Below are 20054 nucleotides of genomic sequence, written 5' to 3'. Positions count from 1 at the left end.
ATTGGAGGCACTTTAAATTGCATTAATAACTGAGGAACATTATGGTAAAATTTAGTAAGAAAGAAAGAGAAGAGTTTAATAAGTCGTGGAAAGAAGTATTAGATAACTCAATAGAAAATATTAATAAAAAAGACACAAAAGGAAGGACGATATTGCATTACGCGGTGGGAATGCCAGATCCAAAAAAAGTGAGGTTATTAATCAAAAAAGGAGCAGATATAAATGTGGCAGATGCGGGACAATATAGACCATTGCACTTAGCAGTAATGGGACAACGTGTAGAAAATACAAAGGAGCTGATAAAGGCAGGAGTAGAGGTAAACGCAGTGGAACGAAGTAGCAAATTTGCCGCGTTACACCTGGCATGCATGGTAAGTGAGGTAAAAATAGTAGAAGAGCTAGTAAAAGCGGGAGCAAATGTAGAGCAAAAGGATAAATTTGGCAAAACGGCAATGGATTATGCGAGAAATAATAAAGAGATAAAAGAAGTGTTAGAGAACGTAAAAATCGCAAATAAGCAGAGAGAGTTCATAGAAAAATAAGGGTCGTATCAGCAGCAGGTGTGATAGTGGCAAAAGAAGAGCTTGTGAAAATTTAGAAGGGCTGTGGCTAAGAAAGAGGTGATTATGGAAAAAGGGAAATTTTATCATTAGAGGGAAAAAAGAAGCTTGATGATTTGGGAGAGTGCTCAATTGATGAAAGATAGCGTATGTGTTTCTAAAATTTTGCATAAAAGCTGAGAGAAATAAAGGTTAACAGTTGCGTCTTTTTCGCAAGAGTAATGGATTTATGGAAAAAGGGAGTGCCTGAACTATGAAAACATTTACAGGAGAAATTATGAGAAAGAGAACGTTAACTGTGACCTGTCGATATGAGCCTGATGAGTTAGCAGATAAACATTTATCAGAAGCTTACGAGCAGTTACTAAAGTATTCAGTAAAAAGAAACAACGAAAAGGAGGTAGAAAAAGATGATAACGGTGGCCTTGTATGCAAGAGTTTCATCAGACCGACAAGTGCGGGATCATACAATAGAGAGCCAAATTGCAGAGCTTAAGCGTAGAATTGCTGTAGATGGACATGAGTTATTGGAAGAATATGTATTCACTGACGATGGCCGTAGAGGGTCAAATTTAGAGCGTGAAGGTTTAAAGAAATTACGTGATAAAGTAGCAGAAGGAAAAATTAATAAGATTTATATCTATTCACTAGATCGGTTGTCACGTGATCCTGTAGATCAAAGAGATGTAATAGATGAATTTAAGAGAGCAAGAGTAGAAATAATCTTTTCAAATCATAAGGTTGATGATACACCAGAGTCCGATTTAATGACAGATGTGCAAGGAGCAGTAGGAAGGTTTGAACTGAGACAAATCTTGATACGAAGCATGAGGGGAAAACTGCATGCAGCAAGAGAAGGTTGTGTGAGTGTAATAAGCAATGCACCTTATGGTTATCGATATATAAGAAAGCATGTAAAAGGAGGAGAAAACAAATTTGAAATTAATGAAGAGGAAGCAAAAGTAGTGAGAGAGGTGTTCATGTGGATTGGAGAGGAAAGGATAAGTATTAGAGAAGCGGTAAAGAGACTAAGAGAAGCTTCTGTTAGAACACAAACAGGAAAAGAGGTGTGGCATTCAAGCACCATCCATAAGATGTTAAAAAATCCAGCATACAAGGGGCTAGCAGCATATGGTAAAACAAAGGCGGGCCCAGTAATGCTAGAAGTCAAACCAAAAAAAAGCAACAGCCGGCGAACTCACTCTATTTACAGTACAGATGAGGAGAATTGGATTCATATACCGGTGCCGAAAATAGTTGACGAGGATTTGTTTAATGTAGTACAAGAACAATTGATTGAGAATAAACAGAGAGCAAGAGTGCAGCAAAGAAAAGAGACATATCTGTTGCAAAAGCTAGTTGTGTGTAAGTGTTGTGGACGTGCTTACTGCGGAAGGCGAAATTACAGCAAAGAAAAAAAGATTGTGTATACTTATTACACTTGCCTGGGTACAAGAAATTTTTACGGTAATAAGGTATGCACTAACGGATCTATTCGTGGAGAAGTGTTAGAAACAGGTGTGTGGGAAGAAGTAAAAAGTGTATTAAAAAATCCAGATAGGATGGTAAAGGAGTACCAATGTAGAATTTCAGAACATAAGAATGAATTATTAGATGAAAGGTTTGCAAGACGTGAGAGTCAATTAAAACAAAATATTAAAGAACTTATCAATGATTATTATATTCAAGAGAATACAAGTGAGGAAAAATATATAAGTAAGGAAGACTTTAAGCAGGCAATGAAAAAAATGAAGGAACGTTTAAAAGAGATTGAAGGAGAGAAGAAAAAGGTGATTGATCAAAAGGGACTACAGCAGAAAATGAATCTTATTACAAATAGCATAAAGGGCTTTTATTCTAGTGTTAAATCGGAATTGGAACACCTAGATTGGCAAGCTAAACGTAGTCTTATTAGGACATTAGTAAAAGAAGTCAACATTGATCTTGATGAAGTAAATGTAGTATTTAAGATCAGAGAACTCAACAATCCCGCCCAGAATGGACAAAATCAGAAGTTGGCAGATTGTCTAAGGTGTCTGGGCACTGGGATGACACCCTCTTGGATGGAACCAGCATCAGCTACTTGGATGACGCCTCACCATGTCATTCCAGTGCGTGACACTGGAATCCAGGGGCATATAGATAGATGTCGACAGTTCGTCATTCCGCTACGTGTTAGCGGAATCTATGCTTGAGATACCGCGAATGAATCGCGGTATGACGTAGGGAACTTAGGGTTGCCAATGACTTGTCATTCCAGTGCGTGACACTGGAATCCAGGGGTATATAGATAGATGTCGACAGCTCGTCATTCCGCTACGTGTTAGCGGAATCTCGAAAACTTAAGTTTTATGAAAAAAGAGTGAATAAAATTTATACTAAAAAATATAAAAAAAGTACTTGCACTACAATTTATTTTTAGTATATTAGCTACATAATATTTTTACTGGAGGGTAATATGCCAAATGATAAAAAAAGCAAATCAGGACCTCAACCTGATGGTTCGTGGATTCCAAGTGAAAGGTTAGAATGGATTGGTCCTGATAAGTATAAAAACTACGAGCGGCAACGTGAAAGCAGTAAGCCTAACACACAACTGGGTAGTAGCAGTGCTACTAGTGCCGGTAGTAGTAAAGATAAAGGCAAAAGCAAGTAGTGTTGTTTCTTAACAATTTTTAATAGAGGTAGTTATGGATATAAAAGAGCTGGTTAAAGCGTTTAATTTAAATAATTATACTTGTAATAAGATCAATACTAATTTTACTGTAGAAGGTAAAAAGATTGTTGGTTTATTTGCTAGTAATACTGATACAAAAGAATATCTGCGAGGAATAGGAGAGGAGATAATAAAGCGGCACTATCTTGGTGGAACTGAGGTAGCAAGTAGATATTATAACTTAAACTGTTTCCCATTTGTTCTAGGTGCTAATCCTGATAAAGAGGATTTAGGTAATGGCATAGTGAAAGTGAAGCTTGCAGGCTCTACAAATAATAAAGTGATTCGTAACTTGAAGGTTCATTTTGCTAATGAGTTTGAGAGGGCTGTGGGAGCGAAAGTGGTTGCATGTCTACAAAAAGAAGTAGGGATAACTAAGGAAGAAGCATATGAATGGATGGAAGGAACTGTTAAAACAGGAGCAATAGGTAAGCCTTATTTGTACTGTATAGCTTTTAGCGATGAATACCTTGAGAGGGAATATGATTTAGAGACTTTTGAATTTTTTAAGCAGGCATATATTAAAGAATTTAACTCAAGGTTAGAAAACTGTGGACTGAAGAGCTCGGACTTTTACGAATATAAAGATGATATGTTATACGTCAAAAACGTTAGCGATAAGGTAATCAAGAGTGTAACAGAATATGTTAAAAAGGAAGTAGCATTTGATTTTAGAACTCCAAGCACAGAAGATTCTAAAGTCGAAAATTTTAAAGATGTTCTTGGCGATTTTATTTTTAAATTGACAGGGAAATCAATTAACGCTTATGATTATGATATTTTTACAGACAAAAAGAAAATAGAGAATGGTAATGATTTTGTCCTTGTACCTTTAACAGAAAGATATAGTGGTCAGCTTGAATTTTTAAAGCATAAGGATGTGTACAAAATTAATATAAAATATCAAAATCTTATAAGTGATATCAGAGGCAAGACTGCAGATCCAGATATTACTAATTCTGAAAACCCAATTTATGCTATCTCTAATGAAAGAATTGCTCAGTTACTTCCTGAAATTATGCAGTCTCCAATTGCATATAGTGAAAGAAACGGACGTTTTGAATTTGCAGTGGATCCTGAAAATTTTAAGAGACGTGGCTCGAGTCAATTCTCCTCAACAGTAAATTCTCCTATACATGCAGGACCGAGTGGACTGAGAACACCGCCCAACCAAAGGAAAAAAGATACAGACAGTGGTTATGATAGTAATTCACCTACGAAACCTAAGGATTCTGTTGCACATTCTTCAAGTAGCGATCCAAGATCATCCTTCTTTGAAGAGATACAGGAGCCACAGTCGTGTTTTCCCAGGCGAGGGGTGCTGCCGCATAATGTAGGCGCTGCTGAGGTAGGTGCTGCTGAAAGTGGATCAGCAGGGACTAGTGCTTGGACTCAGCAAACGAACCCTTGTTTATCACAAGGCACGTCCGAAAATAAATGGATATCGTCAATGCAATTTACTGAACCAGGATTTAGTGGTTTATCATGGAAAGGTGCTAATGAAAGCACGTCAATAGGGAATAGTACTTGGTGGTTGCCATCATCGACTTCTTTTCTTATGACAAGGAATGATTCAATGTCCTCAAGTCTTGGGGTTTTTGCAGATTCTCCAAGTGTTAAAGGTAAGGAGAGCATTTTTAGTGTGGAACCTGAAAAACAGCAAGTTACTGATAAAAGTGATCGAGAAAGTAGTGATGAGTGTTCTGAAGCACAGTCACAAGAGAGTGAATCTCCGAAGAAACATGGGGGTGGTTTGTTCTGTAAAAAAGGAATGCCGATACTAGCAAAGTTATCACCTTTTAAGCGACGTAGCGTAGAGCGTGATACGATGTGTTCAAGTAAAAGTGATCTTGTGTATCATGTAACTGAAAAATCATCTGTGTCTAAGCCATTTTTTTCATTCCCAACTAGAATAAAAGCAAAAAGTAATCCACCCTCAGGGGTGACTTCTCCTACGCATGAAGGTGCGTCAGGTGGACTAAAACCTCTTACTAGTGACGAGAGGAAGGAACTACGCCCATTTCTTTCTCCTGAGCTGCAGAAGAAGCTAGACTCCAACTCTTTCTCCCCTGGGGAGGAGCAGCATTTATATTTGACGCATACTCCTTCGGGGAAATGCGAGATAACAAAATCTTTCGAGAGTCCAGAAGAGAACTTAATGCGATGTGTAAACGCACAATTACCGTCATCTGATAACCTTAGTTCTGAAAAAGTTAATAGAAATAGTGGCTTTTGTTCTATTGGATCGGCTTTTCCTGCTGTGCCACATAAGGGAAGTGTCTCTTCAGAGCTTAAACATCCGCAACAGGTAAAGCATATGTCAGAAGCTTTGGGGAAATAAATTTAGGTTTTTAGATATACCTTAACCATCTAAGCGTTTTATTAGGGTTGGGGCCAAAGTCCCTGACCCTGAAAGCACTGGTGTTAATTTTTCTCATCCATTGTAAATATTGTACCGTACTGTCCACCTGATCATCATAACGGGCTTCTGGGAACATTAAAATTTCGTACTCGAAATCGCTGAGCCATACTGCTTGATGCGGCAGAAAAATCCTGCCAGACTCTATAGTCGGAACAATTTGATAAAATCGAGTGAGTTTGTCATTGTGTGGCACTATTTCAATAATCGGTAGATCGCTATTTGCCTTTAGCTCTTGTGTTAATTGCTGACCACTTGTTTTTGCTTCGATCAAAATTGCATGTGGTGCCCATCTTGCAGCTAGTGACAGAACTTGCTCTTTAAGCTTTGGATACTCAAGCTTTGCTCGATATACATCAAGTAAATAGAATTTATTATCTATTTTTGCCCAGGTGGTGCAGACGCTAAAGTCGCTGGAATCGTTTGTTGAAACTGCAGTGTCCCAGCTTTGTGTTACATGTGAGAGATTATCAGGGAAATTTTTATAGCGTTTTAGCCACTCTTGTTTAATTATACCGCTTGAAAGCGGCAGGGGGTTTTGTTGATATTGAGCAGCAAAAGCGTAACTCCCGAGTTCAACTTTTATCATCTCAACTTCTTCTCTTCCTCCCTCCAGGGGATATAATAACTCATTCTCTTCTCTTGAGTATAATACTCTTGCAGGTAGTGTCATTCCAGCACTTGATGCTGGAATCCAGTCTTTTGCGGTTGAATTTTCTGGATCCCAGTGTCTGGGCACTGGGATGACAGGAGGGGGGGTTGGAATGACACCAGTATGGTTATTAATTGAATAAATAACCTCCTTATTTTCAGAAATCATTGGCAAACAAATGTGATGCCATATGTTTTTTGGCTTGGATAAGAGGTGCCCAGTTAAGTCTTCCAGGTGGAGCCTATGCATCACAAGCACAATTACTCCTTTTTTTCTATCGTTGAGTCTCGTTACTAAAGTCTGATCGAACCAGTTTGTAACACGCTTTCTAAACGTTTCACTCAAAGCTTGAGCAGGGTTAAGCGGATCATCCACAATAATAAGATCACCACCTTCACCTGTTAACGTCCCTCCAACTGATGTTGCGATTCTGTATCCTCTCTGCACTGTTTGGAATTTATATTTAGTGTTCTGGTCTTTGGATAATTTTACCTCTGGAAACAGCTCTTTATACCAATCCGATTGCATTACGCACCTGGTGTCAAGCGAGTGCTTTTCGCTGAGCAGCCGAGAATAACTTGCAACTATTATTCTTGCGGTTGGCTGATTTCCCAGTATCCATGCGGGCCACGCAACGCTTATGCACATGGACTTCATTGAACGCGGAGGCATATTGAATATTATGCGCCTTACTTCGCCAGCATTCGCTGCTTTCAGCCTGTCTTCTATGACTTTTATGTACTGATAATCATTATACTCACATCCCGGCACCACCGTTTGAAAGCACAGTTCAATGAATTTTAGGAAGTTGATTTTGTTCATGTGTATATTTTAGTAAATGTTCTTACAAGTAGCTGACACTGGAATGACATCCTTTGGTTTTTATATATGGTTATGCAATAAATCTAATGTAGATTTGATTTATTTGATAAGATTGAAGTAGCTATAATGGCAAACGCTACTGCTTTGTGAATTTAGTAAATAACCTACGAAAAGTGCTATTTCTTTAACTTTATTGAAGTAAAAAACTGATTTCCATTGCGGTAAATGAGCAACATTATTGAATCTTTACCGTTTTTCTTTACTGCTGAATCAACTTGTTTTTGAAAATCATTAGTATTTTCTATATCGGTTCCATCTAATTGGATAATGATGTCTCCTTTTTTAATACCACGCAGCGTGGCATTACTGTTACTATCTACATTAATAACTATCACACCTTTTGTAGGATTACTTTCTTTTGATTCTTTTGGCAGGTTTGAAACAGTTAAACCAGTTATGTAATCGGATGTTGATTTATTTTCTTCTTGATTATTACCTTGACCATCATTTGCAGATTCTTCAATCACAACCTTAATATTGACCTCTTTGCCCTTTCTAAGTAACTTAATTTGTACTTTTTTTCCAGGTTCAGTTCTTGAAACCATTTGAGGCAGTTGTGTCATTCTATCAATTTTTTTATCATCAAATTCTAATAATATGTCACCCACCTTAATTCCACCTTTTTCTGCAGGGCTATCCTTTACTATACTTGCAACCAGTGCACCTTTTGTATCTTTTAAACCCAAAGACTCAGCAAATTCTTTCGTTATAGGCTGAACTTGCACACCAAGCCAACCATGTTTTATTTTTTTGCCACTTTTTAATGTGTCAATAATTGACATAGCTAAATTAGATGGTATAGCAAAGCCTATACCCACGTTACCGCCAGACTCAGATGGGGAATAGATAGCGGTGTTAATGCCTATAACTTTTCCATTTAAATCAAATAATGGCCCTCCAGAGTTGCCTCTATTAATTGCAGCATCAGTTTGAATAAATTCATTCATAGTGCCGATACTAATGTCTCTGGACCTTGCAGATATAATTCCTGTGCTTACAGAGCTACCCAAACCAAATGGGTTACCTATTGCAATAACTGTATCGCCAACCCTTGCTGTATCAGAATTACTAAATGCAACAAAAGGAAGATCTTTATTAGAATGAACCTTAAGCACAGCAAGATCAGTTCTTGCATCATAGCCTAAAACTTCTGCTTTGAAATAAGTATTATCGTTCATAGTAACTGTGATATCTTGGGCGTTTTTAATAACGTGATAATTGGTTACTATAGTTCCACCTTTATCTATAATAAACCCAGAACCAAGCAGCACCACCTCTCTGTTAACACTAGGGCCCCTATCCATAAAAAACTGATCAAAATGCTCAAAAAATTCTCTAAAATCATCAAAGAAATTATTTCTTGGCATAAAAGGGATTTTAGTTCTATTGTTACTTTCTTGTTTGATTATTTGTTCGCTTGAAATATTTACAACCGCAGGAATGAGTTCTTCCACTAAATCGGCAAGTCCTTGATTACAGTTACATGCAGTAGTGCTAGCATCAACGACCTTTTTTGCATTCCAATCAAACATATTAGCGTATGAAGAAAACGCAATTAGAAAATATGCAAATATAGATAAAATAAATGCCTTACTTTTCATAAATTATTTCCATCCTTTGTTTAAAATATCTAAAAAGTTATTGTTTGGTGAAAGTACAAATTTAGTATTATTTTCGGCAAATGATTTACTGTAAGCGCTCATAGAGCGATAAAAGTTAAAAAACTCTTCATCAACCTTAAATGCCTCATTATAAATTCTAGTTGCTTCAGCATAACCACGGCCCCTTATTTCATATGATTCTTTTACTGCACTGGAGATAATTTCCCTTTTTAATTTATCAGCTTTTGATCTAACTTCCTGCCCCGCTTGCTCTCCTTCTGCTCTAATTTCTTTTGCTTCTTTTTCCCTTTCAGTTTGCATACGGCGAAATATTGCAGAACTATTTTCTTCTGGTAAATCTGCTCTCTTAATTCTTACGTCTATTATTTCTATGCCAAATTTTTCAGCTTCAGAATAAACTCCACGCTGAATCAATTGCATAACCTCTGATCTTTTTTCGTTCAACAAACTAATCAACGAAAATCTGCCTATATTTTCTCTTATGTGTGCTTCTATAACCGGATACAATCTTCTAACCAGCCCTGATTCATTCCTCACAGCCTGGTAAAAAGTAACAGGATTTGTTATTTTATATTTTGCATACGCATCTACTATAATACGTTTTTGATCCGCTGTTATCACTTCCCTTGGGATCTTATCAGGACTTAAATCTAAAACTCTTTTATCAAGAAACTCTACACTGTTTATGAATGGTAACTTAAAATATAAGCCACTTTCCCTAACATCTCTTACAACTTTACCGAGTTGTATAACTATCGCTTGCTTTGTTTCTTGCACAACAAATATTGAATTAAATAAAACAATCAATAAAACAACAAATACAGAAACAAAAACAATTTTAATATTACTACTCATGGTTATTTCCCTAAATTTGTAAGAGGTAAATAAGAAAACATACCTTTCAGATCATCAGTTACAACAACTTTGTCTACCTTACTGAAAATATTTTCCATAGTTTCAAGATAAATACGATTCTTAACGAGAGAAGGATTCTGTCTATATTCCTCATAAAGAGATAAAAAGCGATTTGCATTACCTTTTGCTTCATTTATTACTTCATTCTCATATGCCTCTGCATCTAATTTTATCTTTATCGCTTCACCCTTTGCTCGAGGTATAATATCATTATTATAAGCGTATGCTTCGTTTATAGTACGCTCTTTGTCTGCACGAGCACTTTGTACATCTCTAAACGAACTGATTACTTTTTCTGGTGGATCAATTTTTTTCATTTGAACAGATAAAATCTCTATGCCCATTTGGTATCCATCAAGAATCTGCTGCAATAGAATTCTAGTATCTCTAGAAATTTCTGGTCTGCCTTGACCAAGTGCAAAAGAGATCGTGTTTTTACCTATTATTTCTCTCATGGCACTTTCAGCAGCATTTTTAACACTGAAACCGGGTTTGTAATCCCGCACTTTGAATAAATAGTCCTTAGCATCTCTAACGCGCCACTGAACCTCGAAGTTAACGTTGACTATATTTTCATCTCCAGTTAGCATCACACCTTCACCGCGATCTGTGTCTCGCCCATAAGAATTACTTACCCCAATTTCTTCACGATTTACTTCCTTAACATTCACTTTAAAAACCTTGCCAATAGGGTAGGGGAAGTGATAACGCAAACCAGGTGTTTCTGTATTAGAATATTTACCAAAGGTAAGTTCTATACTTTCCTCACTAGGATGGACAATATAAAAGCCAGTGCAAGCATAGAACAGTAAAATAATGAAAATGATGAAATAAGGTTTTTTGCCCCTGTTTCTGGTTAATCCATTAAGAAAGAACCTTACATCAGATACAGCTTTACTTAAAATATCTTCATTATTAGGAGTTTTGTTCCCTACCGGTTTCTTTCCCAGATTCCAAGGATTATTCTCATCAAACATAATGATTGATTCTATAATTAATACGCTAATATTACTTCTTTAATAAGAAAATGCAAACATAAATTGCTATTTTATTTACAAATTAATCATCAGGATGGAAAACATGATCGTACACTTCCTTTTCTCTATGTAGTATGGTCGACTCTATAGAATTTTCTGGCTTTTTTTTGAATTCTTTGTTGTCACTCTTTAAGTGCACTACGTCTTCGTGAAAATGGGAATTATACCTAAATAGTAAAGCTATTATTATTAAAGTTATAACAGCCAAAAAGATGAGTGCCCTTTTTATGCACCTCATAAATACTCCGGCTTCTTGACCTAATTTTCTACGCTTCCAAAAAACACGTCAAGCAGAATTATTCAAAGACAAATGAACATTAACAGCCAAATTAACACTAACTTAAGAATCGAGGGTGTACAATATGAATATATTTAATTAATAGTGAGGTTTAAAATGTTACCTAATAATGAAACAAATTCAAATGTTGTTGAAATACAACAACTTCAACAACAAAATAATTCTACGCCTTCTTCAGAGGATTTATTAAAACAAAAAATAGAATCATTGGGGAAAGAAATAAAATCATTACAAAAGCAGGGTCGATTGGACCGTGGTATTTTTAGGTTGGGAGCAATTGGCTTCATATCTTATCTTGTTGCAACCAACTGGTCAGCAATTGCTTCTGCTTTTTCAACTACAGGAACAGCTACAGTCGCTGCAGGAACAGCTGCTGTACCAATAGCTGGAATTGTAATTGGAGCAGTAGTAGGAGCTATTGTTTTGGTTGGTGCTTCTTATGCAATGTGGAAATATAGAGCACAAATAAAAGAAGGCTTCAAATATGCTGCAGAAAAGACAGTTGATGGGGCGAAGTATATTGGCGGAAAAATTAGAGATGGTGCTGTATATTCCAAAAACAAGGTAAAAGAGGGTTATGAATATTCGGCAGCTTCACTAGAAAGAGGTGTTAGCTTCGTAGGTGAAAAAGTAAAGAAAGGAGCAAGTCGTGTGACTGAGGCAGCGGCAAATAAGTTATATAATGCGGCTGGTAGCGAGAATTATTCAGACAGAATAAATGATGAGCTTGTTCCTGATTCATCACAAAAGAAGAAAATTCAAGAAATAAAAGGGGATCTCAAGGCAATTTTTGCTGACAAAGGAAATAATTCTGGGTTAGTAAAAAATATACTTTCTGGAATATCGTCAGAAATTGATTTAAAAATGGCAGAGGAAGCAAAATTAGGATGGAAAGAGTATACTCCTAAGTGGCAAGTACAGAAAGAATTCATTCATAATTTAAATGAAAAAAGTTTGTATAGCTTGTTAACAAAAAGGTCATTGCCTAAGTATAGGTATTTCATCGACAGTGTTTTCTCTGACCATTATGATGAAATTAAGGAGGTTATTAAAGAATGTAAAGAAAGTCATTTGTATTCAAGCGTAAGCAATATGTTCAACAAAGCTGAGAAAAGAGCTAACAGGCCTTCTTTCAAAAGTTTAACTAGGTCTATATCGTCATCATTGTCTTCACTAGGAAGAAAAGACTCTACACAATCAACTAGCAGTTTATCAGAAAGCAGTTCAATGAGTTCACTAGATTCTGTAAGGACTGACAGTACTATTAGCAACGAAGCGGAATTGTTCAATCCTGCGAAGCATAAAGAAGTGAAAACAACTGCTCCATTTAAAGTGCCATTATGGTTGGGGGGTAAAAAAGCACCAGAAGAAACTACTAATGTTAAATATCAAGTTCTTTCTGAATCAGACACGTTGTCTAGACAAGTAGGAAAGAGCACTTTTTACGTTGATACTCCTATTCCCATTGAAAATACTGGTAAAACTGCAACAGCAGGAGGAAGACTTTCTGGTAAGCAGCCTATTCCAGTTACTCCACCAAAGGTATCAAGAAGCTCTTCTACTGATAGTAGAATGGGTTCTGGTTCTTCTACGCCAAAAAGTCCTTCTCTAGAAGACTTAAGTAAAGCTCGTGCAGAACTGAAAAAAACAGGTTATCTGGGCAAAATGGTGGAACAGCCTTCTACGTGTAAGTCTGAAGTTTACATTGAACCACAGCAGCCAGGAGTTACATCTGGTAAGTAGCATAAACAAAACCACTCACTTTCTCCAAAGGATGTTACTCAATGAGTAACATCCTTTTTTTGTTTTTAAACTATAGAAAAATCCCAGCGTTATGCGCACAAACGTATGAACATTGTGATTTCTCCACTAGGGAAGGTGTCATCCCAGTGCCTTGACTACTTGGATCCAGGAATTTTGTTAAGTTGGGAAGCATAAAAGTAGCCGTTTTATGTTAAAATACAACATTTTGATGATTATGAAAAGGCTGGATTCCAGCGTCAAGCGCTGGAATGACATGGTGAGGCGTCATCCTGCTGCTCCTTTCTTGCCATCCCAGTAGCCTCCTTTTTTTGTCATCCCAATACCCCCTCTTGTCATCCCAGCGCCCTCTCTTGTCATCCCAGTGCGTGACACTGGGATCTAGCCATTTCACGCAATCCCATCGAAAACGCTGTGTTTTAAAAAATGTTAGCCACTTTCATGTTTACCAACTTAGTGCTCAATCAAAATTCCTAGATCCCAGTGTCACGCACTGGGATGACATGGGAAGGAAGCACTGGAATGACAGAAGAGAGCACTCAGATGACAGGGGAAGGAGGCACTGGAATGACAGAAGAGAGTGCTGGAATGACAGAAAAATCTAATCTATTTTCTCTTGATGAATAAACCTAAGTGGAGTATAGTAGAAATGCATTTACGTAGATTCTAATGAATAATTTAGTTTTGATTTATACAACTTTTTCAAGTTTGAAGGAGGCTAAAACTGTTTCTGAGGAATTGTTAAACGAGAAATTAATTGTATGTGTAAATATATTTCCTGAAGTGAATTCTCTGTATTTATGGGAAGGTAAAATTAGTAATAGTTGTGAAGTAGTAGCAATTATGAAGAGCAAAAATGATCAAGTTGATAAAATTGTAGAAAAAATCGAAGCAATGCATTCTTATGATCAGCCAGCTATTGCTGTGATGTCCATAGAAAAAGCAAATAAATCTTTTACTAATTGGGCTAATAGTGTTATTGATGTAAAGTAGTATTGGGGTGTAGCCAAGTGGTAAGGCAGCGGTTTTTGATACCGTCACGCGAAGGTTCGAATCCTTCCACCCCAGCCATATTGAAGTGGGTGTGAAATGATATCACTTTTCTATAAATTAAGATTATTGAATTATATATTAGGTAGTCTAAAAGATATAATTGTGAAACTGTTTCTCTTCACAATGTATCTTTACACATCCAGCATTGTGCTCATGTTTCTCAGCAATGGTTTTTGGTATGCTGTAGAATTTGGCTCTTTCAAAAATGCGTTTTACCATTTATTTCAATATTGCAAGTGGTATTATGAAAATAGGGAAGACCTCGGTTACGGAATTTCTATTCGAATATTAGTAGCATTCCTTACTCCGCATTTTCTCTATAAGTTGTTCCTTAGCACAGGCTGGAAGTCTTTTTTAAAGGAAAAGATAGTGCAGATACTCAGCACAAGAAGAAAAAAGGGTAGTGAGTTCAGTAACAGTAGTAAACCAAGTGGCAGTAGTTATAGTGATAAGAATAATTACAGCAATAACAGTGAGCATCACGCTCAAGATGCAAAGCGGAAAGTAAACATAATAAAGCAGCTATTAATCAAAGATATAGAGGCAACTATAGATAGGAGATTGAATGATATTTTTTTCGGTAAAAGGAGTAAACCTCATTAAAAAGGCTTTATCTAGTAAGGCTTTTTAAGATTGGCTGTATTTTGTTTTTTACGTATACCGGATCACAATCAGCCAATATACATGTGTGTGCAAAATCTTGACTAAAGTCCGATAACCAAGAAATCGCCTTACGTTTCTCTACCAAGCTTTCTGTTTTTTTACAGTGACTTGCTGCATCAGTCATTGCCTGCGCTATTACTGATTTCCACAGCAAATAATACCTTTGTATATCATCTGACGTACTATTTGTTTCATAGTGGTTAAAAAATTCTTTAAAATTGAAGTTGTTTGACATAATGATACCTCTTTGGATTGAAATTTGAAATGATTTGAGTTTATGTCGCCACAGCAGATCCCGCTAACAAGTAGCGGGATGACGATTGTCAGGGTGTCATCCCAGTGCCTCTCTATAATGTCATCCCAGTAGCCCCTATAATGTCATCCCAGTGCCTCTCTATAATGTCATCCCAGTAGCCCCTATAATGTCATCCGAGTAGCTGACACTGGGATCTCATTTCACTCTATAATAGCAGTGCTCCTTTCTTGTCATCCCAGTACTGATTAGCTATAAAATTTAAGAAATTTACCAAATAAAAAAAGGCAAAAGAAGCCCCGTGGTTGGCTAATTACTTACATTATACTTTCAAGTATGGCGTTTTTTTATTCTAAACGCTTAATAACCGCGATTTAGCTGCTTTTTAATGCAACTAACCTTTAGTCATAAATGTTTAAGAAATTTACTAAACAGAAAAAAAGGCAAAAGAAACCCTAGGGTAGCTAGTTATTCACTATCCATTTTTTAAGTTGGCGTTTTTTGATGTTTTAAATGCTTTATAAGCGTATTTCAGCTTGTATAGGTAAAAACCTAGAAATTTGATAAAGACATAGAGTGCACATAGTGCAAAAAATTAAACATGAGACGCCAAATACGTTGAGTTTTTTTGTCATTTAATCTGTACAGAGAAGATAAATAAATAGCTTCATTTTCATAATAAGGGGCTGGCGGAGTTTGTCAAGTAAGTTTTTTCGTTTCTATGTTGTCAGCTACTTGCATGACACCATTTGTTGTAAACTCACTTTTTCTTGATTTTTTGGTTTATCTTGTCTACCTATTTTGCCACTCTGCTAAACGGATACCTACTGAATAACAGTAAGATTTTTCAATCCTGTTCCACAGCAAATTTTAGTGCCATGTGAGTAGTTATAGTGCTGTTAACAATCAAAACGACAAAAATTAACATGGTGATTAGTAGTGTATAAATATTCAAGGACAAATTTTCAAATTGAGTTAGCATTTTAAAATACACAAAGGTTGGCATTATCATTGGCAAAACAAGAATTTGCGATACTCCTGATGCTAAGTTGTTTCGACCAATCATCAATGCATTTCCAGTAGCTGAAATATTAATGATTATCAGCGTATTAAATAATAAAGACACTCCAACTGCTATTGAGTGTTCAATACTATTGCCTAGAACTGCAAAGCTGAATATGGAAGAAACCACTGAAATCGGTAGCCCAAATAATAACCAGTGAGCGAAAATTTTATAAGCAACTATAAGCCTAGAAGAGAGTGGCTGTACAAAGATTTGCTCTAATATTCCATCATGATAATCAGATGTAAACAAATTATTTGTAGAGATCTGCAAAACAAATGTAGCACATATCCATGTTAATGTTAACATAACTTCTTGTTTATTGTTGTTTTCAAGTGTAAATGAAGATAAACTTAACATTATAATAAAAATACATACTATATAGGTAAGGTTCTTACCATCTATTACTAATTTTTTTACTAAGTCGATCATACTAGGCTTTTAAATGTTTATTATAAATTATAGTGTTTACTTTGAGGGTAGTATAATTTTTTGTTCATAAGTTATATAGGTTTTATTATTTTTTTGATAATGCAATTATGGAAAAGTTACCGAAAATAAAGTCACCAGAGGATTATACTCCTTCAGAAGATGAAGAATATATGAGCGTAAAACAACTGGAATACTTCAGCTTAAAGTTACAATCAATACTCGCTGAGTTGGAGAAACAAGAACTAGAAGATAATAGTATTGATACATACTATTCTGATGGAGATAGTGGAAATGAGGAATTAATCAAGCGCCGAAAAGATAGAAAAGAAAAGATTAAGGAGGCGTTAGAAAAAATAAAATTAGGCACTTATGGTTACTGCGATGGAACAGGAGAAGAAATAGGAGTCGAAAGACTTAAAGCTAATCCGCTTGCTATATATTGTATTGAAGAGCAAGAGAGAGTAGAAAAAGAAAAGAACGTGTACAACATTAACGATTAATTTACACATAAGTGGTGAGCCATTGGGCTTCAAGAGGAGCAAGAGGCGGATCAGGACTGAAGTATGTTATGCTATAAAGAAAGTGGAAAATTGGACATTCTCAACTCGACTCCTGCAGATTAAAAATTAAGTTGAATTAAAAATTGGGTTTGACACAGTTTATTTAACACTCCCTAAAAATTTAACGATTAGAATTATAATTACAAACCACAGTAAAAAATAGACTTTTCCATTTGATTTATTTTTAACTTGGATGTTTTCTAATTTTTTATCAGCTATTAGGTTTAATTTTTCTATAAGGCTAAATATCCCTTGGATTGTTTTTACAGGATAAGAATTTCTAATTTTTTCCCTATACCCTATTTTACTTTCATGTTGACTGCTTATCCACGCTTCAACTACTTTCCACATATTGATTTCTGGGTAGATCTTTCTACATGTCCCTTCCAGTAAAATCATAGTTTTCTGCAGCAATAACAATTGTGTTTGAACTTTCATATCAAAATCACCAGTTATTTTTAATAGCTGAGCAAGTAAACTAGCAAATGAAATCTTCTGTATAGGCTGCCCAATAATGGGTTCACCTATTGCCCTGCAAGCTGTGACAAAATTTCTATGCTGTGATGAAACGTAACCAGCTTTAAAGTGCATTTTTGCAACGTGGTCATAATCCCGATTTAAAAAGCCTTTGAGTATCTCTATAACGTAATAGCATGTCTCACGATCTATTCTACCCATGATTCCACAATCCAGGGCAATAATATTGTTATTACTATCAACCATTAGATTTCCAGGATGCATATCAGCATGAAAAAAACAATCCCTGTATACCTGACTACAAAACGATTCTATAAGATTGATAGCTATTTGCTTACGATTATTCAGTTTTTCAACTTCGTATATTGGTGTTGCTTCTATCCATTCTAATGTTAAAACCTTTTTTGCAGTTCTATTCCAATCTATTTCAGGTACATAAAAACCTCTGTCATTTTTTGTGTTTTCCTTTAGTTCTGAAGAGTGAGCAGCTTCAAAACGTAGATCTAACTCTAATCGGCAAATTTCAGCAAAAGTTTTGACTAATTCAATTGGCCTCAGCCTTTTTGATTGTTCGCTAAATTTTTCTGCAATTTCTGCAAGCCAAGAAAGCATTTTTATATCCCTTGAGAATGTTTTCTCAATATTTGGCCTTAAAACCTTCACAGCAACTTCCTTACCCTCAGTTGTAACCGCTCTATGCACCTGAGAAATCGATGCTGCTGCAATTGGCTTTTCAGAAAAGCTTGAAAAAATGTCGCTCAATTTACAATTAAACTCACTTTCTATAGTTTTAACTGCTATTTTATGTGAAAATGATGGCAATCTATCACATATCAATAACAAGTTATTTGTTATATCCTCATTTAAAACATCAGTACGTGATGAGATAGACTGCCCAAACTTAATGAACACCGGACCTAATTTTTCAAGAGCACACTTTAGCTTATGGCCTTGTATTTTATTTATTGATTTCTTTGATGGTGGAAGTAAATAAGGTAATATATTGTAACGTGTCAGCACTGTAGTTATGTGCAGAAGACGCAAAATATTTTGAATCATTTTGCTGCGTAACTGCTAAATATTTCATTTAGGGTTCTATTTTTCATAATCTCATCAGGCTTGCCTTGGCAATAGATAGTATTATTTATACAAATTACGTAATCTGAGGATGGTAGAGCAGAGTTAAGATCATGAGAAGTCATAAGAATCGATACCAATCGTTTTTTTGCTATTTTATTTATAATATCATAAAATTTAGCCCGCGCGTTAATATCCATTGCACTGACTGGTTCATCTAGAATGATCAAGTCAGGTTCTGCAATTAAACAACGTGCAAGCAGCAATAATTGTGTTTGCCCTGCAGAAATTTCTAACACTTGATTCTTCAAAATGTTACCGATACCAACCAACTCTATCGCTTCTGTAATAATGGATTGATTTTTCTTTAGTCTTTTCAAGGAGCTATTTAAAAGGAAATATTCAACTGTTATTGGCATCAAATTATTAATACTAAAATTTTGCGGCATATAGCCAATTTTTATGTTGTCAGCAAATACGATACTACCGGTACAGCTTTTATTTATGCCAGCAATTGCTTTCACTAAAGAGGTTTTACCTCCACCATTTGGACCAAGTATTGTAATTACGTCTCCTCTTTCCATGAACATATTGATATTGTCAAGGATTCTTTTACCATCATATGTGAGAGCAAGATTTTCTATTTTTAGAACACGATTATTGACATTATTTAACTTTTTGGCAAAATTTAACTTCTTCTCAACGTTTATATGAGACATTTACTGCCTTTTTTTCTATTACTTTCATTTACACTATACTATAATATTGCCTTTTCATCCAATTTAAAAGTTGTAGCTACAATCAAACCTATCCACTCACTTGTAGCTTCTGTGACAGAAGGAATTTTAGAACCGGAATTGCTTGGCTATGCAACATCTGCGCATAATTATATATTAAAGCCGTCTGATGCGAGTAATTTGGAATCAAGTGATGTCATATTTTACACTGACGATAACTTAGAGACGTTTGTTCAAACTTTCGCCAAAAATAATAAAGAACTAGTGCAATTGTCAAAGGTAATCAACCTACTTCCTGCTCGGCCACATTCATTTTCTAGAAAAATTACCAATACTCAAGATGAAAAAGACCTACACATTTGGCTGAGTCCCGAAAATGCAAAGAGCATGGTACTTTTTATAAGTGCAACATTGTCTAACATAGATAAAGAAAATTTCCATCGATACAACTCTAATGCAACAAAAGCCATAAAAAAAATAGACCAAGAAGTAAAAGAAATCGTGAAAGAACTGAATGATTTTAAAAATCAAAAATACATCGTCACTCACGATGCTTATCAATATTTTGAAAAATATTTTGGTTTAAATCACCCAAGCGCCATTCTTTCTATAGAAGAGGATTCGTACATAGGTATGAAGAGTTTAATGAAGCTAAAAAAGATAATGAAGGAAGAAAACGTTAAATGTATATTTGCTCATTCACAAGAAGATAGCATAAAGCCTAATGCTCTTTCTAATGACGCAAAAATGGTAGTTCTTGATCCTATTGGATCAGACATAGAGCCTGGAAAAGATGCATATCTAGCTATAATCAATAGCATTGCACAAAATTTCAAATCTTGTTTTGTTGGGTAACAAGTTCTTTTTAAAATGCCTC

At 35.7% G+C, this 20054-nt stretch carries 21 protein-coding genes and 1 tRNA gene; 12 read left to right on the top strand and 10 right to left on the bottom strand.

Annotation, left to right across the window (positions count from 1 at the left end; translation table 11 throughout):
• The first annotated feature begins 41 nt into the window (after positions 1–41).
• The 5 genes from ABWU23_RS05380 (at position 42) to ABWU23_RS05360 (ending at position 5617) form a co-directional block, all read left to right on the top strand.
• Positions 42–542 (top strand): ankyrin repeat domain-containing protein, encoded by a 501-nt coding sequence (locus ABWU23_RS05380; RefSeq protein ID WP_264688210.1) that lies wholly within the window; start codon positions 42–44, stop codon positions 540–542.
• A 271-nt stretch (positions 543–813) separates the two neighbouring features.
• Entirely contained in the window at positions 814–1056 is a 243-nt protein-coding gene (locus ABWU23_RS05375; protein ID WP_253309514.1) for a hypothetical protein, read from the top strand.
• Positions 1016–2755, top strand: a complete 1740-nt coding sequence (locus ABWU23_RS05370; protein ID WP_353270911.1) for a recombinase family protein — start codon at positions 1016–1018, stop codon at positions 2753–2755. The genes ABWU23_RS05375 and ABWU23_RS05370 overlap by 41 nt, the downstream gene beginning before the upstream one ends.
• 263 nt (positions 2756–3018) lie before the next feature.
• Entirely contained in the window at positions 3019–3216 is a 198-nt protein-coding gene (locus ABWU23_RS05365) for a hypothetical protein (RefSeq protein WP_253309710.1), read from the top strand.
• 34 nt (positions 3217–3250) lie between these two features.
• On the top strand, positions 3251–5617 hold the full coding sequence (locus tag ABWU23_RS05360; protein WP_353270910.1) for a hypothetical protein: 2367 nt from the start codon (positions 3251–3253) through the stop codon (positions 5615–5617).
• A 10-nt stretch (positions 5618–5627) separates the two neighbouring features.
• Here ABWU23_RS05360 and terL read toward each other — a convergent pair whose 3' ends face one another.
• The 5 genes from terL to ABWU23_RS05335 all read right to left on the bottom strand — a co-directional run bounded on the left by terL (position 5628) and on the right by ABWU23_RS05335 (position 11041).
• Entirely contained in the window at positions 5628–7169 is a 1542-nt protein-coding gene (gene terL / locus ABWU23_RS05355) for a phage terminase large subunit (RefSeq protein WP_265017484.1), read from the bottom strand.
• A gap of 176 nt (positions 7170–7345) precedes the next feature.
• Positions 7346–8830, bottom strand: coding sequence for a DegQ family serine endoprotease (locus tag ABWU23_RS05350; RefSeq protein ID WP_253309713.1), 1485 nt, complete (start codon positions 8828–8830; stop codon positions 7346–7348).
• A gap of 3 nt (positions 8831–8833) precedes the next feature.
• Positions 8834–9706 carry a protease modulator HflC gene (gene hflC / locus ABWU23_RS05345; protein WP_010962867.1) on the bottom strand — a complete coding sequence of 291 codons (873 nt, stop codon included), beginning with the start codon at positions 9704–9706 and terminating at the stop codon, positions 8834–8836.
• A 2-nt stretch (positions 9707–9708) separates the two neighbouring features.
• On the bottom strand, positions 9709–10743 hold the full coding sequence (gene hflK, locus ABWU23_RS05340) for an FtsH protease activity modulator HflK (RefSeq protein ID WP_264687825.1): 1035 nt from the start codon (positions 10741–10743) through the stop codon (positions 9709–9711).
• A gap of 82 nt (positions 10744–10825) precedes the next feature.
• The gene (locus ABWU23_RS05335; protein WP_264687826.1) at positions 10826–11041 is read right to left on the bottom strand and encodes a hypothetical protein; all 216 of its coding nucleotides are present in this window, start codon (positions 11039–11041) and stop codon (positions 10826–10828) included.
• A 156-nt stretch (positions 11042–11197) separates the two neighbouring features.
• Here ABWU23_RS05335 and ABWU23_RS05330 point away from each other — a divergent pair, with 156 nt between their 5' ends.
• Complete coding sequence (locus ABWU23_RS05330) at positions 11198–12844, top strand: hypothetical protein (RefSeq protein WP_353270909.1); 1647 nt, start codon at positions 11198–11200, stop codon at positions 12842–12844.
• A 211-nt stretch (positions 12845–13055) separates the two neighbouring features.
• Here ABWU23_RS05330 and ABWU23_RS05325 read toward each other — a convergent pair whose 3' ends face one another.
• Complete coding sequence (locus tag ABWU23_RS05325; protein ID WP_353270908.1) at positions 13056–13256, bottom strand: hypothetical protein; 201 nt, start codon at positions 13254–13256, stop codon at positions 13056–13058.
• Positions 13257–13345: 89 nt separating this feature from the next.
• Here ABWU23_RS05325 and ABWU23_RS05320 point away from each other — a divergent pair, with 89 nt between their 5' ends.
• The 4 genes from ABWU23_RS05320 (at position 13346) to ABWU23_RS05305 (ending at position 14518) form a co-directional block, all read left to right on the top strand.
• Positions 13346–13489, top strand: a complete 144-nt coding sequence (locus ABWU23_RS05320; protein WP_353270907.1) for a hypothetical protein — start codon at positions 13346–13348, stop codon at positions 13487–13489.
• Positions 13490–13531: 42 nt separating this feature from the next.
• Positions 13532–13855, top strand: coding sequence for a divalent-cation tolerance protein CutA (gene cutA, locus ABWU23_RS05315; protein ID WP_353270906.1), 324 nt, complete (start codon positions 13532–13534; stop codon positions 13853–13855).
• 3 nt (positions 13856–13858) lie between these two features.
• A tRNA-Gln gene (locus tag ABWU23_RS05310) sits at positions 13859–13933 on the top strand.
• A gap of 18 nt (positions 13934–13951) precedes the next feature.
• Positions 13952–14518, top strand: coding sequence for a hypothetical protein (locus ABWU23_RS05305; protein ID WP_265016699.1), 567 nt, complete (start codon positions 13952–13954; stop codon positions 14516–14518).
• Positions 14519–14525: 7 nt separating this feature from the next.
• On the opposite strand, the gene ABWU23_RS05300 is transcribed toward ABWU23_RS05305, so the two are convergent.
• Both ABWU23_RS05300 and ABWU23_RS05295 read right to left on the bottom strand, forming a co-directional pair.
• A complete protein-coding gene (locus ABWU23_RS05300; protein ID WP_264687830.1) occupies positions 14526–14813 on the bottom strand; it encodes a hypothetical protein in 288 nt (95 codons plus the stop codon).
• A gap of 865 nt (positions 14814–15678) precedes the next feature.
• A complete protein-coding gene (locus ABWU23_RS05295; RefSeq protein ID WP_253309720.1) occupies positions 15679–16326 on the bottom strand; it encodes a heme exporter protein CcmB in 648 nt (215 codons plus the stop codon).
• A gap of 107 nt (positions 16327–16433) precedes the next feature.
• On the opposite strand from ABWU23_RS05295, the gene ABWU23_RS05290 reads away from it, so the two are divergent.
• Positions 16434–16826 carry a TraR/DksA family transcriptional regulator gene (locus tag ABWU23_RS05290; protein WP_253302608.1) on the top strand — a complete coding sequence of 131 codons (393 nt, stop codon included), beginning with the start codon at positions 16434–16436 and terminating at the stop codon, positions 16824–16826.
• 159 nt (positions 16827–16985) lie between these two features.
• Here ABWU23_RS05290 and ubiB read toward each other — a convergent pair whose 3' ends face one another.
• Positions 16986–18422: a 2-polyprenylphenol 6-hydroxylase gene (gene ubiB, locus ABWU23_RS05285; protein WP_253309721.1), complete on the bottom strand. Its 1437-nt coding sequence runs from the start codon at positions 18420–18422 to the stop codon at positions 16986–16988.
• Positions 18419–19159, bottom strand: a complete 741-nt coding sequence (locus ABWU23_RS05280; protein ID WP_353270905.1) for a metal ABC transporter ATP-binding protein — start codon at positions 19157–19159, stop codon at positions 18419–18421. The genes ubiB and ABWU23_RS05280 overlap by 4 nt, the downstream gene beginning before the upstream one ends.
• Here ABWU23_RS05280 and ABWU23_RS05275 point away from each other — a divergent pair.
• A complete protein-coding gene (locus ABWU23_RS05275; RefSeq protein WP_353270904.1) occupies positions 19151–20032 on the top strand; it encodes a zinc ABC transporter substrate-binding protein in 882 nt (293 codons plus the stop codon). The two genes, ABWU23_RS05280 and ABWU23_RS05275, sit on opposite strands and share 9 nt — an antisense overlap.
• The last annotated feature ends 22 nt before the right edge of the window (positions 20033–20054 follow it).

This window comes from Wolbachia endosymbiont (group A) of Hedychridium roseum, from assembly GCF_964028325.1.
In the GTDB taxonomy this organism is placed as follows: Bacteria; Pseudomonadota; Alphaproteobacteria; order Rickettsiales; family Anaplasmataceae; genus Wolbachia.
Note: the sequence above shows the minus strand (reverse complement) of the source record. Positions and strands in the feature narration are given on the sequence as shown.

Excerpts from the sequence above, each read along its gene's own strand:
- ABWU23_RS05295 (WP_253309720.1), bottom strand. The coding sequence starts at position 16,326 with ATGATCGACTTAGTAAAAAAATTAGTAATAGATGGTAAGAACCTTACC.
- ABWU23_RS05305 (WP_265016699.1), top strand. The coding sequence starts at position 13,952 with ATGATATCACTTTTCTATAAATTAAGATTATTGAATTATATATTAGGT.
- hflC (WP_010962867.1), bottom strand. The coding sequence starts at position 9,706 with ATGAGTAGTAATATTAAAATTGTTTTTGTTTCTGTATTTGTTGTTTTA.
- ABWU23_RS05335 (WP_264687826.1), bottom strand. The coding sequence starts at position 11,041 with ATGAGGTGCATAAAAAGGGCACTCATCTTTTTGGCTGTTATAACTTTA.
- hflK (WP_264687825.1), bottom strand. The coding sequence starts at position 10,743 with ATGTTTGATGAGAATAATCCTTGGAATCTGGGAAAGAAACCGGTAGGG.
- terL (WP_265017484.1), bottom strand. The coding sequence starts at position 7,169 with ATGAACAAAATCAACTTCCTAAAATTCATTGAACTGTGCTTTCAAACG.
- ABWU23_RS05380 (WP_264688210.1), top strand. The coding sequence starts at position 42 with ATGGTAAAATTTAGTAAGAAAGAAAGAGAAGAGTTTAATAAGTCGTGG.
- cutA (WP_353270906.1), top strand. The coding sequence starts at position 13,532 with ATGAATAATTTAGTTTTGATTTATACAACTTTTTCAAGTTTGAAGGAG.
- ABWU23_RS05375 (WP_253309514.1), top strand. The coding sequence starts at position 814 with ATGAAAACATTTACAGGAGAAATTATGAGAAAGAGAACGTTAACTGTG.
- ABWU23_RS05275 (WP_353270904.1), top strand. The coding sequence starts at position 19,151 with ATGAGACATTTACTGCCTTTTTTTCTATTACTTTCATTTACACTATAC.
- ABWU23_RS05290 (WP_253302608.1), top strand. The coding sequence starts at position 16,434 with ATGGAAAAGTTACCGAAAATAAAGTCACCAGAGGATTATACTCCTTCA.
- ABWU23_RS05365 (WP_253309710.1), top strand. The coding sequence starts at position 3,019 with ATGCCAAATGATAAAAAAAGCAAATCAGGACCTCAACCTGATGGTTCG.
- ABWU23_RS05360 (WP_353270910.1), top strand. The coding sequence starts at position 3,251 with ATGGATATAAAAGAGCTGGTTAAAGCGTTTAATTTAAATAATTATACT.
- ABWU23_RS05280 (WP_353270905.1), bottom strand. The coding sequence starts at position 19,159 with ATGTCTCATATAAACGTTGAGAAGAAGTTAAATTTTGCCAAAAAGTTA.
- ubiB (WP_253309721.1), bottom strand. The coding sequence starts at position 18,422 with ATGATTCAAAATATTTTGCGTCTTCTGCACATAACTACAGTGCTGACA.
- ABWU23_RS05330 (WP_353270909.1), top strand. The coding sequence starts at position 11,198 with ATGTTACCTAATAATGAAACAAATTCAAATGTTGTTGAAATACAACAA.
- ABWU23_RS05350 (WP_253309713.1), bottom strand. The coding sequence starts at position 8,830 with ATGAAAAGTAAGGCATTTATTTTATCTATATTTGCATATTTTCTAATT.
- ABWU23_RS05300 (WP_264687830.1), bottom strand. The coding sequence starts at position 14,813 with ATGTCAAACAACTTCAATTTTAAAGAATTTTTTAACCACTATGAAACA.